The 13,694-nt window shown below is 61.5% G+C and carries 13 protein-coding genes and 1 riboswitch; of the genes, 7 read left to right on the forward strand and 6 right to left on the reverse strand.

Features of this window, described 5'->3' with window-relative positions:
- Nucleotides 1–3: 3 nt before the first annotated feature.
- On the reverse strand, nucleotides 4–408 hold the full coding sequence (locus AACY45_RS02910; protein WP_339544069.1) for an acyl-CoA thioesterase: 405 nt from the start codon (nucleotides 406–408) through the stop codon (nucleotides 4–6).
- A gap of 197 nt (nucleotides 409–605) precedes the next feature.
- A riboswitch (S-adenosyl-L-homocysteine riboswitch) is annotated at nucleotides 606–708 on the forward strand.
- 23 nt (nucleotides 709–731) lie between these two features.
- Between AACY45_RS02910 and ahcY the strand changes: the two genes are divergently transcribed.
- The 5 genes from ahcY to AACY45_RS02935 all read left to right on the forward strand — a co-directional run bounded on the left by ahcY (nucleotide 732) and on the right by AACY45_RS02935 (nucleotide 7,268).
- Nucleotides 732–2,141, forward strand: coding sequence for an adenosylhomocysteinase (gene ahcY / locus AACY45_RS02915; RefSeq protein WP_339544070.1), 1,410 nt, complete (start codon nucleotides 732–734; stop codon nucleotides 2,139–2,141).
- A 156-nt stretch (nucleotides 2,142–2,297) separates the two neighbouring features.
- Nucleotides 2,298–3,143, forward strand: coding sequence for a methylenetetrahydrofolate reductase [NAD(P)H] (gene metF, locus AACY45_RS02920; RefSeq protein ID WP_339544071.1), 846 nt, complete (start codon nucleotides 2,298–2,300; stop codon nucleotides 3,141–3,143).
- A gap of 84 nt (nucleotides 3,144–3,227) precedes the next feature.
- The gene (locus AACY45_RS02925) at nucleotides 3,228–4,310 is read left to right on the forward strand and encodes a hypothetical protein (protein WP_339544072.1); all 1,083 of its coding nucleotides are present in this window, start codon (nucleotides 3,228–3,230) and stop codon (nucleotides 4,308–4,310) included.
- A gap of 56 nt (nucleotides 4,311–4,366) precedes the next feature.
- Complete coding sequence (locus AACY45_RS02930) at nucleotides 4,367–5,182, forward strand: substrate-binding periplasmic protein (protein ID WP_339544073.1); 816 nt, start codon at nucleotides 4,367–4,369, stop codon at nucleotides 5,180–5,182.
- A 226-nt stretch (nucleotides 5,183–5,408) separates the two neighbouring features.
- A complete protein-coding gene (locus AACY45_RS02935) occupies nucleotides 5,409–7,268 on the forward strand; it encodes a DEAD/DEAH box helicase (RefSeq protein WP_185818087.1) in 1,860 nt (619 codons plus the stop codon).
- A 67-nt stretch (nucleotides 7,269–7,335) separates the two neighbouring features.
- On the opposite strand, the gene AACY45_RS02940 is transcribed toward AACY45_RS02935, so the two are convergent.
- The gene (locus AACY45_RS02940) at nucleotides 7,336–7,929 is read right to left on the reverse strand and encodes a YceI family protein (protein WP_339544074.1); all 594 of its coding nucleotides are present in this window, start codon (nucleotides 7,927–7,929) and stop codon (nucleotides 7,336–7,338) included.
- 31 nt (nucleotides 7,930–7,960) lie between these two features.
- Complete coding sequence (locus AACY45_RS02945) at nucleotides 7,961–8,512, reverse strand: cytochrome b (protein WP_339544075.1); 552 nt, start codon at nucleotides 8,510–8,512, stop codon at nucleotides 7,961–7,963.
- A gap of 300 nt (nucleotides 8,513–8,812) precedes the next feature.
- On the opposite strand from AACY45_RS02945, the gene AACY45_RS02950 reads away from it, so the two are divergent.
- Complete coding sequence (locus tag AACY45_RS02950) at nucleotides 8,813–10,219, forward strand: adenosylmethionine--8-amino-7-oxononanoate transaminase (protein ID WP_339544076.1); 1,407 nt, start codon at nucleotides 8,813–8,815, stop codon at nucleotides 10,217–10,219.
- Nucleotides 10,220–10,298: 79 nt separating this feature from the next.
- On the forward strand, nucleotides 10,299–11,018 hold the full coding sequence (locus tag AACY45_RS02955; protein ID WP_339544077.1) for a 16S rRNA (uracil(1498)-N(3))-methyltransferase: 720 nt from the start codon (nucleotides 10,299–10,301) through the stop codon (nucleotides 11,016–11,018).
- A gap of 32 nt (nucleotides 11,019–11,050) precedes the next feature.
- On the opposite strand, the gene AACY45_RS02960 is transcribed toward AACY45_RS02955, so the two are convergent.
- From AACY45_RS02960 to AACY45_RS02970, 3 genes are read right to left on the reverse strand one after another with little or no spacing between them, the layout of a single operon-like run.
- The gene (locus tag AACY45_RS02960; RefSeq protein ID WP_339544078.1) at nucleotides 11,051–11,953 is read right to left on the reverse strand and encodes a transporter substrate-binding domain-containing protein; all 903 of its coding nucleotides are present in this window, start codon (nucleotides 11,951–11,953) and stop codon (nucleotides 11,051–11,053) included.
- Nucleotides 11,954–11,983: 30 nt separating this feature from the next.
- Nucleotides 11,984–12,334 carry a RidA family protein gene (locus AACY45_RS02965; protein ID WP_339544079.1) on the reverse strand — a complete coding sequence of 117 codons (351 nt, stop codon included), beginning with the start codon at nucleotides 12,332–12,334 and terminating at the stop codon, nucleotides 11,984–11,986.
- A gap of 27 nt (nucleotides 12,335–12,361) precedes the next feature.
- The gene (locus AACY45_RS02970; RefSeq protein ID WP_445261154.1) at nucleotides 12,362–13,603 is read right to left on the reverse strand and encodes a D-amino acid dehydrogenase; all 1,242 of its coding nucleotides are present in this window, start codon (nucleotides 13,601–13,603) and stop codon (nucleotides 12,362–12,364) included.
- Between the last annotated feature and the right edge of the window lie 91 nt (nucleotides 13,604–13,694).

Genomic DNA, 13,694 nt, shown 5'->3' on the forward strand with positions numbered 1-13,694 from the left:
GTTTTATTCGACGCCGGCGTCATCCTGGAACTGGTCCTTGACGTACTTGATCTCGGTCCGCCCGTGCGCGGCCGGCAGGCCGTCCTCGCCGAGGTTCACAAAGACCATCTTTTCCACCGTGAGAATGCTCTTGCGGGTGATCTTGTTACGCACTTCGCAGGTCAGGGTGATCGAGGTACGACCGAACTCGGTGGCGGTGATGCCCAACTCAATGATGTCGCCCTGGCGCGAGGCGCTGACAAAGTTGATTTCGGAAATGTACTTGGTGACCACGCGCTGGTTGCCCAACTGGACGATGGCATAGATCGCCGCTTCTTCGTCGATCCAGCGCAACAGGCTACCGCCGAACAGCGTGCCGTTGGGGTTGAGGTCTTCGGGTTTTACCCATTTGCGGGTGTGGAAATTCATGCTCACTCCTGACCGTCTTGCCAATTGATGCCGGCCATCATGGCAGAGCCCGACGCAGAGCTCTACGCAGCATCGACTATGGTCTCGATCAAGATTATCAACCAGCCGACAGAAACCCTTTGGAAGATCCGCCCGGCCCGCTATAATCGCCCCCGTTTCAAAACGGTCATCTTCGGTTGCTACCGTTTTCCCGCCACCTGTCCGAGGGGCGCTGCAGCAGGCTAGACCTGTCAGGCTCGGATGGGGCGTTGCCTGGCCTTGAACCGCCGGACACTAAACGCACAACGGCGCCCATTCGCATACATTACGAATGGAGGCTCTTCATGAGCGCTGTCAACACGCCTGCAGATTTCACCGACTACAAAGTCGCCGACATGTCCCTGGCTGCCTGGGGCCGTCGCGAAACCATCATCGCCGAATCGGAAATGCCGGCCCTGATGGGTCTGCGTCGCAAGTACGCCGAAGAGCAACCGCTCAAGGGTGCGAAGATCCTCGGCTGCATCCACATGACCATCCAGACTGCCGTGCTGATCGAAACCCTGGTCGCCCTGGGTGCCGAAGTGCGCTGGTCGTCCTGCAACATTTTCTCGACTCAGGACCAGGCTGCCGCGTCCATCGCCGCGGCCGGCATTCCGGTGTTCGCCTGGAAAGGTGAGACCGAAGCAGAGTACGAGTGGTGCCTGGAGCAAACCATCCTCAAGGATGGCGCGCCATGGGAGGCCAACATGATCCTCGACGACGGCGGCGACCTGACCGAGCTGCTGCACAAAAAATACCCGGCGGTACTGGATCGCGTCCATGGCGTGACCGAAGAAACCACCACCGGCGTGCACCGCCTGCTGGACATGCTGGCCAAGGGCGAGCTGAAAATCCCGGCCATCAATGTCAACGACTCGGTGACCAAGAGCAAGAACGACAACAAGTACGGCTGCCGTCACAGCCTCAACGATGCGATCAAGCGTGGTACCGACCACCTGCTGTCCGGCAAACAAGCGCTGGTCATCGGCTACGGCGACGTGGGCAAGGGTTCGGCCCAGTCCCTGCGCCAGGAAGGCATGATCGTCAAGGTTTCCGAAGTTGACCCGATCTGCGCCATGCAAGCCTGCATGGACGGTTTCGAACTGGTATCGCCGTTCATCGACGGTATCAACACCGGCACCGAAGCAAGCATCGACAAGGCGCTGCTGGGCAAGATCGACCTGATCGTGACCACCACCGGCAACGTCAACGTTTGCGACTCGAACATGCTCAAGGCCCTGAAGAAGCGCGCTGTTGTCTGCAACATCGGCCACTTCGACAACGAAATCGACACCGCTTTCATGCGCAAGAACTGGGCATGGGAAGAAGTGAAGCCACAGGTGCACAAGATCCACCGCACCGGCCCTGGTGATTTCGACGCACAGAACGACGACTACCTGATCCTGCTGGCCGAAGGCCGCCTGGTGAACCTGGGCAACGCGACCGGCCACCCAAGCCGCATCATGGACGGTTCGTTCGCCAACCAGGTCCTGGCGCAGATCTTCCTGTTCGGCCAGAAGTACGCCGACCTGTCGCCAGCCCAGAAAGCCGAGCGCCTGACCGTTGAAGTACTGCCCAAGAAACTCGACGAAGAAGTGGCCCTGGAAATGGTCCGCGGTTTCGGCGGCGTCGTGACTCAACTGACCAAGACCCAGGCCGACTACATCGGCGTGACCGTCGAAGGTCCGTTCAAGCCGCACGCTTACCGCTACTGATCGGCCGACTCTTCTTGCAGGAGCGAGCTTGCTCGCGATGGACGTTAACGATAACGCGTGGTGTCTGGATAAACGCGTTGCCCTCACGTTTTTCGCGAGCAAGCTCGCTCCTGCAGGGGGTCAACGTCCGCCTTACGTGCTTCCAAGGATATGACCATGTCCCAAGATCGTCGCTACAGCTTCGAGTTCTTCCCGACCAAGACCGATGCTGGGCATGAAAAGCTGCTGGCCACTGCTCGTCAGTTGGCCACCTACAACCCCGACTTCTTCTCCTGCACCTATGGCGCTGGCGGTTCGACCCGTGATCGTACCCTCAACACCGTGTTGCAACTGGAAAGCGAAGTCAAAGTCCCTGCTGCGCCGCACCTGTCCTGCGTCGGCGACAGCAAGGCTGACCTGCGCGGCCTGCTGAGCCAGTACCAGGCGGCGGGCATCACCCGGATCGTTGCCTTGCGCGGTGACCTGCCGTCGGGCATGGGCATGGCCAGTGGCGAGTTGCGCCACGCCAATGACCTGGTGCAATTCATTCGTGAAGAAACCGGCGATCATTTCCACATCGAAGTCGCCGCTTATCCGGAAATGCATCCGCAAGCGCGCAATTTCGAAGACGATATCGCCAACTTCGTTCGCAAGGCCAACGCAGGCGCCAACAGTGCGATCACCCAGTACTTCTTCAACGCCGACAGCTATTTCTACTTCGTCGAGCGTGTACAGGCGATGGGCGTGAACATCCCGATCGTGCCGGGCATCATGCCGATCACCAACTACAGCAAGCTGGCGCGCTTCTCCGATGCCTGTGGTGCGGAAATTCCGCGCTGGATCCGCAAGCAGCTGGAAGCCTACGGCGACGACACCCAGAGCATTCAGGGTTTCGGCGAGCAGGTGATCACGCAGATGTGTGAACGTTTGTTGCAGGGCGGTGCACCAGGGCTGCATTTCTATACCCTGAACCAGGCTGATCCTAGCCTCGCTGTCTGGAACAATCTGCAACTGCCGCGCTGATCACGGCAGAGCATTCAGAAAAATGGCCCTGGCGAACTGCAGGGCCTTTTTTTATCTGCCACTCACCCTGGAAAACCGCAGTAGATGTCGATACCTAGCCCAACGCCGACCCCACAACTGATCTACCTGGTCTACGGTGCCTGCACTTACCACCAGGAAGCACTCTTCAGTATTGCCAGCGCCTTGGCGGGCCTGCGCAAGACCCCGGGGGAAGCGCTCGACATCCAGGTTTTCACCGACAACCCGGCGCCCTACCGCGACCTGCCGGTACGGATCCGCCAGTTCGACGAAGCCACCCGCCAAGGCTGGATAGCCCCCCACGGCTACCACTTCCGCGCCAAACACGCCGTCATGCAACAGGTGATGGCCGAGTCGGAACTGGCCCTGCTGATCGACACCGACACCTTCTTCCACTGCTCGCCCCTGGAACTGTTCCGACGCATCCAGCCCGGCACCCTGCTGTGCAACACCCTCGGCATGCCCTACGGCGCCAACAAACAGACCCTCCTCTACCAGACCCTGGCCGAGGTGCTGCAACAACGACAACTGGCGGACGACCAGATGCCGCTGCTGAACTCCGGAGTGATCGGCCTGTACCGCGAAGATGCCGACATCCTCACCCACTCCCTCGCCCTGATGGACGAGCTGTACCCCCTGGCCCAGGGTGCCTACACCCTTGAAGAGTTCTGCCTGTCGGTGGCCGCCTACCGCCAGCGCCAGGTGCGCGAATGCCCGGACCTGATCCACCACTACTGGAGCCGCAAGGAGCTGTTTCGCGCCAAGACCAATGCCTGGCTGGAAAAACACCGGGCCAACCCCACGAGCACCCTGGCCCTGGACGAGACAGCCCTGGTGACGGCGACGCTGCCGCGCCCACCGGCCCTGCAACGCCTGGCCTACAAAATCGTGACCCTGGCCTTGCCCCGGCGGCAGCGCCAGTTCATGCGCGAAATCCTCTACGGCTGCTACCGCCATGCCAATCCGTTTGATCAGGCCTGTACGCAGGTCTGGTGGGAAAAGGCCCATGCCAATGTGGAAAAACGCCTGAAACGGCCGCTGGAAAACGATCAACTGGAACGCTGGTTCAACCACCCGATCAACCGCCTGGTCCTGGGCCGGCGACGCCGAGCCATCTACCTACATCTGATGCAGGCAAAAGGCGACTAAGCCTCAGGCTAGACCGCCTCTAGCTATTTCACCGCCTCTCGTCGTAATCTCCAGCGATGCCCGTCATTGCCCAATTGCTGACAGCCGCGCTTCTTGTATGCCTGAGCTTTGCTGCCCGGGCGGAAAAGTTGCGCATCGTCACCGAGCCCTGGGCGCCCTACGTTTACGAAGAAAATGGCCAGGCCCGGGGGCTGGACTACGAAACCACGGCCATCGTCTTCCAACGCCTGGGAATCGAAGTGCAATGGCAGTTCCTGCCATGGAAACGCTGCCTGGCCATGCTCGATCAAGGGCTGGCCGACGGCGCACTGGACATCTTCCACAGCAACGAACGCGACGCCATCCTGCTCTACCCCAGCGAACCGCTGTCGCAAGTCGAATTCGTGATGTTTTATGCCAACGCCCGCCCGCACCCTTTCAAAACCCTGGAAGACCTGCGTGGCCTGACCATCGGCACCTCCCCCGGCTACCTGTACAGCCAGGACTTTCGTGAGTCCACGCTGTTCACCCGGGAGCCGGCGCCGACCCATGAAGCCAACTTCGGCAAGCTGGCACGCGGGCGCATCGACCTGCTGATCACCGACCGCCGGGTCGGGCAAACCCTGCTCGACAGCCTCAACCTGCGCGACCAGATCAGCGAAAACCCGACCGTCATCAGCCGCGAGAGCCAGTTCCTGGCGGTGCGCCGCAATGCCGGCATGGACCTGCTGGTGCAACGTTTCGGCGCCGAACTCAAGCGCTTCAAGCGTGAGCCGGCCTATGCCCAGCTCAGCGCACGGTATGGCGCGGCACCGGTCAAGGACCTGCCTCTTGTGAACCCGCAAGCCCGTGAAGAAAAAACCGTTGAGCAGCAGGAAAGCAGCGCACAGTGATTGCTCTGTTATACTCCGGCCTTCCCGCCAGGCTTACGCCCGGACGCTCGGCACTGTTTCAGGTCTCTCGACATCGCTACAGCGCAGCTTTCCAGCCCGCGCGAGCACTCGAAGATGAGCCATCAGGGCCCAGCAGGACCGGACGCGATTGCGCTTCTCTCAAACGCCACTCGCGCCAGGCAAGACTATCCCATTGGGCCAAGCCCTAACTAAAACAGGATTACTCATGTCCTTTGCTTCCCTCGGTCTCTCCGAGGCTTTAGTCGGCGCCATCGAAGCCGCCGGCTACACCCAGCCTACTCCGGTGCAACAGCGGGCCATTCCCGCCGTGTTGCAAGGTCGCGACTTGATGGTTGCGGCACAGACAGGCACTGGCAAAACCGGCGGCTTTGCCCTGCCGATTCTGGAACGCCTGTTCCCCAACGGTCACCCGGACAAGTCCCAGCGTCACGGCCCGCGCCAGCCGCGCGTACTGGTCCTGACTCCGACCCGCGAACTGGCCGCCCAGGTGCACGAGAGCTTCAAGCTCTATGCCCGCGACCTCAAGTTCGTCAGTGCCTGCATCTTCGGCGGCGTTGGCATGAACCCTCAGGTTCAGGCCATGGCCCGCGGTGTAGACGTGCTGGTCGCCTGCCCGGGACGTTTGCTCGACCTGGCCGGCCAAGGCAGTGTCGACCTGTCCCACGTGGAAATCCTCGTGCTCGACGAAGCCGACCGCATGCTCGACATGGGTTTTGTCCATGACGTGAAGAAGGTCCTGGCCCGTCTGCCGGCCAAACGCCAAAACCTGCTGTTCTCGGCGACCTTCTCCAAGGACATCACCGACCTGGCTGGCAAGCTGCTGCACAACCCCGAGCGCATCGAAGTCACGCCGCCGAACACCACGGTCGAGCGGATCGAGCAACGTGTGTTCCGCCTGCCGGCGAGCCACAAGCGTTCGCTGCTGGCGCACCTGATCACCGCCGGTGCCTGGGAACAGGTCCTGGTCTTCACCCGCACCAAGCACGGCGCCAACCGCCTGGCCGAGTATCTGGACAAACACGGCCTGAGCGCCGTGGCCATCCACGGTAACAAGAGCCAGAACGCCCGCACCAAAGCCCTGGCCGACTTCAAGGCCGGTGAAGTGCGGATCCTGGTGGCTACCGACATCGCGGCGCGCGGCCTGGACATCGACCAGTTGCCCCACGTGGTCAACTTCGAGCTGCCGAACGTCGACGAAGACTACGTACACCGCATTGGCCGTACTGGCCGTGCCGGTCGTTCGGGCGAGGCGATCTCGCTGGTGGCCCCGGACGAAGAAAAACTGCTGAAAAGCATCGAGCGCATGACCAAGCAGAAGATCGCCGATGGCGACCTGATGGGGTTTGATGCCAGCAGCGTCGAGGCCGAGAAACCTGAAGTGCGCGAGCGTCCGGATGTGCGTAACCCGCGCAACCCACGTGGCCCGCGCGGCGACGGTCCGAACGGCGGTGGCGGTGGCGGCGGTCGCAAGGACAAAGGCAAGGACAAGGGCGGCAAGGAAAAGCCGGCAGCCAACCGTGGCGAGCGCCCGGCGCAAAAGCCGCGTGAAGGCACGCCTGCCCGCGAACAGCAGCGCCCTGCTCCACGTGCGGCCGCTGATCGGGCACCGGACGAGTTCCTCGACGACGATGTGGATAACTTCGGTAACCGCGTCGACTACGTGCCACAGCAGAAACCGGCCCAGGGCCGTGGTCGCCGTCCAGGCGCCCCGGCACAAGGCGCAGGCGCCGGCGCACCACGCACTGGCCAGCCACAAGGCCGGCAGAACGGTCCACGCAACAGCAGCGGCGCCAGCACTGGCACTCCGCCAGCCAAGCGCAGCGGCCCACGCAGTGGCGCCCCCCGTGACGGCCAGGCCCGTCGCGAGGAGTCCCGCAACCGTCGCCCAGCCCGTGATGATCAGCCACGCCAGGAACCCGCGGTACAAAACCCGCGCGGCGGTCCGGCACCCAAGATCATTCACAAGGAGTCCAAGACCGATCGGTTCCCGACACCTGAGCAGCTCGATCAACTGCCAAGCCGTCCACGTGGCGAAAAACCAGCGCTGCTGACCCGCAACCGCTGATTTTGTCCGCGTCAAAAAAAACGCCCCGGCTCTTGTGAGTCGGGGCGTTTTTTTGTGGCGGCGAATATTACTTCGCTTTCACACCTTCGAACGTAACGTACAGCTCAACAGCGTCGGAAGCAGGGCCCAGGTCCTTTTGCTTGCCGAAATCGCTACGCTTGATGTGGGTAGTGCCTTCGAAGCCGGCACGGTAGCCGCCCCATGGATCCTTGCCTTCACCCAGGAACGTGGCCTTGACCACTACTGGCTTGGTCACGCCCAGGATGGTCAGGTCGCCTGCGACATCAGCTGTGTCCTTGCCATCGGCATTCTTGCCAGTGGATTTGACGCTGGTGGAAACAAACGTCGCCTTGGCGAATTTGCCCGCATTCAGGAAGTCAGGGCTGGCGATGTGCTTGTCGCGCTCGGCGTGATTGGTGAATACGCTGGCGGTATTGACGTTGAACTCGATCTTGCTGTCTTCAGGCTTGGCAGCGTCAAAGCTGAACTTGCCGTCGATATCCTTGAAAGTACCAGTGATGAAGCTGTAGCCCAGGTGGCTGATCTTGAAGTCAACGAAGGCGTGCTGACCTTCCTTGTCGACCACATAGTCGGCTGCCATCACGTTGGCCGACAGCAGAGCAGTACCGATTGCCAGAGCGGCGAGAGACTTTTTCAACATGCTTTCTATTCCTTGGAGTCGAGGTTGAACATCAGGCTTTGCGACCCAGCATGCGTGCCAGGGTCACATCACGATCGATAAAGTGGTGCTTCAATGCGGCCAACGCATGGAGGCCGGAGACAATCACCAGCGCCCATGCCAGGTAGAAATGAATCTCACCGGCCAGGTCTGCCTGGTCCGGTAGACCGGAAATCAGGGCAGGGACTTCGAACAAACCAAACACCGGTATCCCGACACCGTCTGCGGTGGAAATCAGGTAACCGGCAATCATTACCGCAAACAGGCTGGCATACAGAAACCCGTGGCCGATCTTGGCGCCGATGCGGGTCAGGCGATCGTAGCTGGCCAGGGTCGGCGGTGGCGGGCTGATCCAACGCCAGAGCACCCGCAGCAGCATGATCGCGAAGAGCACCAGACCCATGCTTTTATGCAGGTCCGGGGCATCCTTGCGCCAGGTGCTGTAGTAATCCAGCCCGACCATCCACAAGCCCAGGGCGAACAGACCAACCACTGCCAGGGCGACACCCCAGTGCATGAAAATACTGACCCAACCGTAGCGGGAGGAAGAGTTACGTAGCTGCATTGCCCACATCCTGTAAGAACTGCGATCAAGACTATCGAGTTATCTATCGAATTAAAGCGGAAAAATTTGCTTTGAAATATCGAGAAATACGATCTGGAGTCTGGTGCCGGTTGGTTAAGGAAAGATTAACCACGTGAGACACTTGTCCTCCAGGCACCACAAACGTGCCCCGCAAAGCGGGTTTCTGTTCAGTCCAGGCAACTGAAAAAACCACAATAGGTTGTCCGCATGCCCAGCATTGCATAGGCTTGCGCGATTGTTTGCCCGCGAAACCAGCGCGCCGTCTCGAGGAGAATTTACATGGGCTTGAATAATCAGTGGATGCAGCGCGATCTCGCGGTGTTGTGGCATCCCTGCACCCAGATGAAAGACCACGAACAACTGCCGTTGATCCCGATCAAACGGGGTGAAGGGGTGTGGCTGGAGGACTTCGAAGGCAAGCGTTACCTCGACGCTGTCAGCTCCTGGTGGGTCAACGTGTTCGGCCACGCCAATCCGCGGATCAACCAGCGGATCAAGGATCAGGTCGACCAACTCGAACACGTGATCCTCGCCGGCTTCAGCCACCAACCGGTGATCGAACTGTCCGAGCGCCTGGTGAAGATGACGCCGGAAGGCCTGACCCGGTGCTTCTACGCCGATAACGGCTCATCGTGCATCGAAGTCGCACTGAAAATGAGCTTTCACTACTGGCTCAACCGCGGCCAGCCGAACAAGAAGCGTTTTGTCACCCTGACCAACAGCTACCACGGCGAGACCATGGCCGCGATGTCGGTCGGCGACGTGCCCTTGTTCACTGAAACCTATAAAGCCCTGCTGCTGGACACCATCAAGGTGCCGAGCCCTGATTGCTACCTGCGCCCCGACGGCATGAGCTGGGAAGAACATTCGCGGAACATGTTCGCGGCGATGGAGCAAACCCTGGCCGAGCACCACGACAGCGTTGCGGCAGTGATTGTCGAGCCGTTGATCCAGGGCGCGGGCGGCATGCGCATGTACCACCCGGTGTACCTCAAGCTGCTGCGCGAAGCCTGTGACCGCTACGGCGTACACCTGATCCACGACGAAATCGCCGTCGGCTTCGGCCGTACCGGGACCATGTTTGCCTGTGAGCAGGCCAGCATCCGCCCGGACTTCCTGTGCCTGTCCAAGGCCCTGACGGGCGGCTACCTGCCACTGGCGGCCTGCGTTACTACCGACGAGGTCTACAGCGCCTTTTACGACGACTACCCGACCCTGCGCGCGTTCCTCCATTCCCACAGCTACACCGGCAACCCGCTGGCCTGTGCCGCCGCGTTGGCGACCCTGGATATTTTCGAGCAGGACAACGTCATCGAGAACAACAAGGCCCTGGCCCAGCGCATGGCGACCTCGACCGCACACCTGGCCGATCACCCGAACGTGTCGGAAGTGCGCCAGACCGGCATGGTACTGGCCATCGAGATGGTCAAGGACAAGGCCAGCAAAGAGGCCTATCCGTGGCAAGAGCGTCGCGGCCTGAAAGTGTTCCAGCACGCCCTGGAGCGCGGCGCGCTGTTGCGCCCGTTGGGCAGCGTGGTGTATTTCCTGCCGCCCTACGTGATCACCCCCGAGCAGATCGACTTCCTCGCCGAAGTGGCCAGCGAAGGCATCGACATCGCCACCCGCGACTCGGTCAGCGTCGCGGTGCCGAAGGACTTCCACCCTGGGTTCCGTGATCCGGGCTAGCAGCCATCGCTCCCACATGGGCTGTGGCTGAGCAGTCAACGCCCACTCAGACGAATGACACCTTTTACAGAGACCCCGCATGAGACTGTCCCGCTTCTTTATCGATGCCCCCTTGAGTCTTGGCGAGCATGAATTGCCGGAGGCCCAGGCCCATTACATCAGCCGCGTGCTGCGCATGGCCGAGGGCGATGCGCTGCAAGTGTTCGACGGCTCAGGCCAGGAATACCTCGGCACACTGGCGGAAGTCGGCAAGAAGCGTGTGCGCGTGGCGCTGACCGAAAGTGTTGCCGGGCAAATCGAGTCGCCGCTGCAGATTCACCTGGGCCAGGGCTTGTCCCGGGGTGAGCGTATGGATTGGGCGATTCAGAAAGCCACGGAGCTGGGGGTGAGTGAAATCACGCCGATTTTCAGTGACCGCTGCGAAGTGCGGCTCAAGGACGAACGCGCCGACAAACGCCTGCAGCACTGGCGCCAAGTGGCGATCAGCGCCTGCGAGCAATGTGGGCGCTCGCGGGTGCCGGTGATCCATCCGCCGATGCTGCTGGCAGACTGGATCAAGCAGGTCCCGGCCGAGCTGAAACTGGTGCTGCACCCGGTGGCGCAGCCATGGGCGAGCCACGCCAAACCCGCGACCCTGGCCTTCTTGATCGGCCCCGAAGGTGGCTTGTCGGACGCTGAAGTGGAGCAGGCCAAGGCGGGCGGTTTTCACGCCGCACGCCTGGGCCCTCGCGTGTTGCGCACCGAAACCGCGCCGGTGGTGGCGCTGGCGGTGGCACAACAGTTATGGGGCGATTTCTAAGGGCCGCAGGCTGCGATCTCCTGATCTGAAAATCACTGCACCGGATCACTCGTCGGCTTGGCAATGATCGCCTTGAGTTCGCTGGTCATCGGGAACTCAAGGTTCAGGCCTTTTGGCGGGATCGGCTGTTCAAACCAGCGCTGGTAGATCCCGTTGATTTCCCCTGAGCTGTACAGCTCACCCAGTGTCGAATTCACCAGGGCGAGGAACTGCGGATCGTCCTTGCGCACCATGCAGCTGTAGATTTCCCGCGACTGCTCTTCCCCGACCACCACCCACTTGTGCGGGTCGCGAGCCTTGGCGCGCTCACCGTAGAGCAGCGCGTCGTCCATGTAGAACGCCGCTGCTCGACCAGACTGCAACATCTGGAAGGCTTCACCGTGGTCCTTGGCGCTGATCACGAACATGTCGATCTTGTTGTCGACGTTGTAGCTCTTCAGATACCGCTCGTTGGTGGTACCCGCGGTGGTCACCACGTTCTTGCCACGCAGGTCGGCGAAGCTCTTGATCCCGCTGTCGTTGGCGGTCAGCAACTGGCCTTTGACATAGATAAAGCCGTAGGAAAACGCCACCTGCTTTTGTCGTTCAGCCGTCACGCCGGTCGAGCCACACTCCAGGTCGACCGTGCCGTTCTGCACCAGCGGGATGCGGGTTTGCGAGGTCACCAGGTTGTATTTGACCTGGAGCTGGGGCGCCGCGAGCTTCTGCTGCACACGCTCGACAATCTTGCTCGCCAAGTCCACCGAGTAACCCATCGGTTGCCCCGAGTGGTCACCCACGTAGGAGAATGGCACCGACGCATCGCGATAACCCAGCGTAATGTTTTGGGCGCTGGCAATCTTGCTCAGGGTGGGGCCCAGCGGGCCTTCTTCAGCCTGCACTTGAGTGCCGAGCAACAGGCCCAGGGTGCAGCCGAGCAACGTGATTTTTTGCATTGTTATTCTCCGTTGTGGGTGATGGATGACTTAGCGGCGGGCCGCGATAACAGTGATTTCGACCCGCACCTGCGGGCGGGCCAGTTCGGCCTGCAAGGTGGTGCGGCTCGGTGCCTGGCCAGGCGACAGCCAGGCCGACCAGACGTCATTCATCGCCGCGAAATCCTCACCGATATCCTTCAAGTAAATGGTCGCGCTGAGCAGATGATCCTTGTCGCTGCCCGCCTCGGCCAGCAGCGCGTCGATTTTTTCCAGTACCTGGCGAGTCTGGCCACCGGCATCGGTGGCATCACCCGGCACCTGGCCGGAGAGAAACACCAGGTCGCCAAAGGTCACGGCACCGGACAAGCGTGGATGGGTCTGGATACGGCTGATGGTCATCGGATAGTCCTTCTCTTGGGTAATGGTTCAGGCCGCACGGGGCGAAAAGCCCTGCAGGTCAATGGAGGGGCGGCGCTGGCCGATCAGCTCACTGAGCAACTGCGCGCTGCCGCAGGCCAGGGTGAAACCCAGGGCGCCATGGCCGAGGTTCAGCCACAGGTTGCAATATTCCGTTGCACCCAGCAGCGGCACGCCGCTGGGGGTCGCCGGGCGCATGCCGGCCCATTCGATGACCTGCTCGTAGTCACCGGCATTGGCAAAGGTGTCACGCGCCTGGCGCTTGATCAGGGCCAGGCGCTTGGGGTCCAGCGCCGGGTCAAAACCGACGATGTCGACCATAGCCGCCACCCGCAGTTGCTCGCCAATGCGCGCGTAGACGATCTTGCGGTCATAGTCGGTGATGCTCAGGTCCGGGGCCCGGTGCTGGGCGCCGATCGGCACGGTCAGGCTATACCCCTTCAGCGGATACAGTGGCAGGTGCACCCCAGGCAACGCCAGCAGTGGGCTGCGATGGCCGGCAGCGATGACCAGGTGCTCCACCGGCAGCACTTCGTCCCCCAATTCGATGGCGCTCACCACGCCGTTCGCCTGGCGAATGCAGGTCACAGCCTGGCCCAGGCGGAATTGGCAACGGCCTGAGGCCCGCAAACGCGCCGCCAGTTGCTGGCAAAAGCCGTGGCAGTCACCAACTTCCTCATCGGGGGTGTAGATCGCGCCAACAAAGGGTGCATCGGCCAGCGCCGGGTCCAGGCGGGCGCAGTCGGCAGACGACAGCACCTGCTGTTGCTGGGGGTCGGCCAGTTTGTGGCGGGCGTGCTCGAAGCTCGCGGTGTTGCGAAAGGTCACCAGCTTGCCGTTGCGCCGCCAGTGGAAACCGTCCAAGGCATCGTCTTCGCGCCAGGCCTGCAGGGTGGACTGGCTGAACAACGCCAGGCGCAACAGATGGGCTGCATTGGTGCGGTTGACGGAGGAGCGGCAGGCCCCCAGAAAGGACGCCATCCAGCGCCACTGCGCCGGGTCGAAGCGAGGGCGCAGCTTCAACGGTGAGTCACCGCGCAGCATCCAGCCAATGGCCTGCAACGGCACGCCGGCATCGGCCAGGGGCGCCACGTAGCGATAGGACAACTGGCCGCCATTGGCAAAGCTGGTTTCACTGCCCAGCGAATCCCGCGCCTCGACCAGGGTCACCTCAACGCCATCGCGCACCAGTGCGTAAGCCGTTGCCAGGCCAATGACGCCGCCGCCGATGATGCATACACGCTGAGCCATGTCAGTCCTTAACCGTTGTTGAGACGAGCCCGAGGTTAGAGCCAGGTGACAGGCGCCGAACAATGAATAAAGATGGTCAGCCCATAAACAA

It is taken from the genome of Pseudomonas sp. RA_35y_Pfl2_P32, assembly GCF_963970735.1.
Classification (GTDB): Bacteria; Pseudomonadota; Gammaproteobacteria; order Pseudomonadales; family Pseudomonadaceae; genus Aquipseudomonas.

What these genes read in the sequence shown, in the direction of transcription:
- AACY45_RS02910 (WP_339544069.1), bottom strand. Translation starts at nt 408, where the DNA reads ATGAATTTCCACACCCGCAAATGGGTAAAACCCGAAGACCTCAACCCC.
- ahcY (WP_339544070.1), top strand. Translation starts at nt 732, where the DNA reads ATGAGCGCTGTCAACACGCCTGCAGATTTCACCGACTACAAAGTCGCC.
- metF (WP_339544071.1), top strand. Translation starts at nt 2,298, where the DNA reads ATGTCCCAAGATCGTCGCTACAGCTTCGAGTTCTTCCCGACCAAGACC.
- AACY45_RS02925 (WP_339544072.1), top strand. Translation starts at nt 3,228, where the DNA reads ATGTCGATACCTAGCCCAACGCCGACCCCACAACTGATCTACCTGGTC.
- AACY45_RS02930 (WP_339544073.1), top strand. Translation starts at nt 4,367, where the DNA reads ATGCCCGTCATTGCCCAATTGCTGACAGCCGCGCTTCTTGTATGCCTG.
- AACY45_RS02935 (WP_185818087.1), top strand. Translation starts at nt 5,409, where the DNA reads ATGTCCTTTGCTTCCCTCGGTCTCTCCGAGGCTTTAGTCGGCGCCATC.
- AACY45_RS02940 (WP_339544074.1), bottom strand. Translation starts at nt 7,929, where the DNA reads ATGTTGAAAAAGTCTCTCGCCGCTCTGGCAATCGGTACTGCTCTGCTG.
- AACY45_RS02945 (WP_339544075.1), bottom strand. Translation starts at nt 8,512, where the DNA reads ATGCAGCTACGTAACTCTTCCTCCCGCTACGGTTGGGTCAGTATTTTC.
- AACY45_RS02950 (WP_339544076.1), top strand. Translation starts at nt 8,813, where the DNA reads ATGGGCTTGAATAATCAGTGGATGCAGCGCGATCTCGCGGTGTTGTGG.
- AACY45_RS02955 (WP_339544077.1), top strand. Translation starts at nt 10,299, where the DNA reads ATGAGACTGTCCCGCTTCTTTATCGATGCCCCCTTGAGTCTTGGCGAG.
- AACY45_RS02960 (WP_339544078.1), bottom strand. Translation starts at nt 11,953, where the DNA reads ATGCAAAAAATCACGTTGCTCGGCTGCACCCTGGGCCTGTTGCTCGGC.
- AACY45_RS02965 (WP_339544079.1), bottom strand. Translation starts at nt 12,334, where the DNA reads ATGACCATCAGCCGTATCCAGACCCATCCACGCTTGTCCGGTGCCGTG.
- AACY45_RS02970 (WP_445261154.1), bottom strand. Translation starts at nt 13,603, where the DNA reads ATGGCTCAGCGTGTATGCATCATCGGCGGCGGCGTCATTGGCCTGGCA.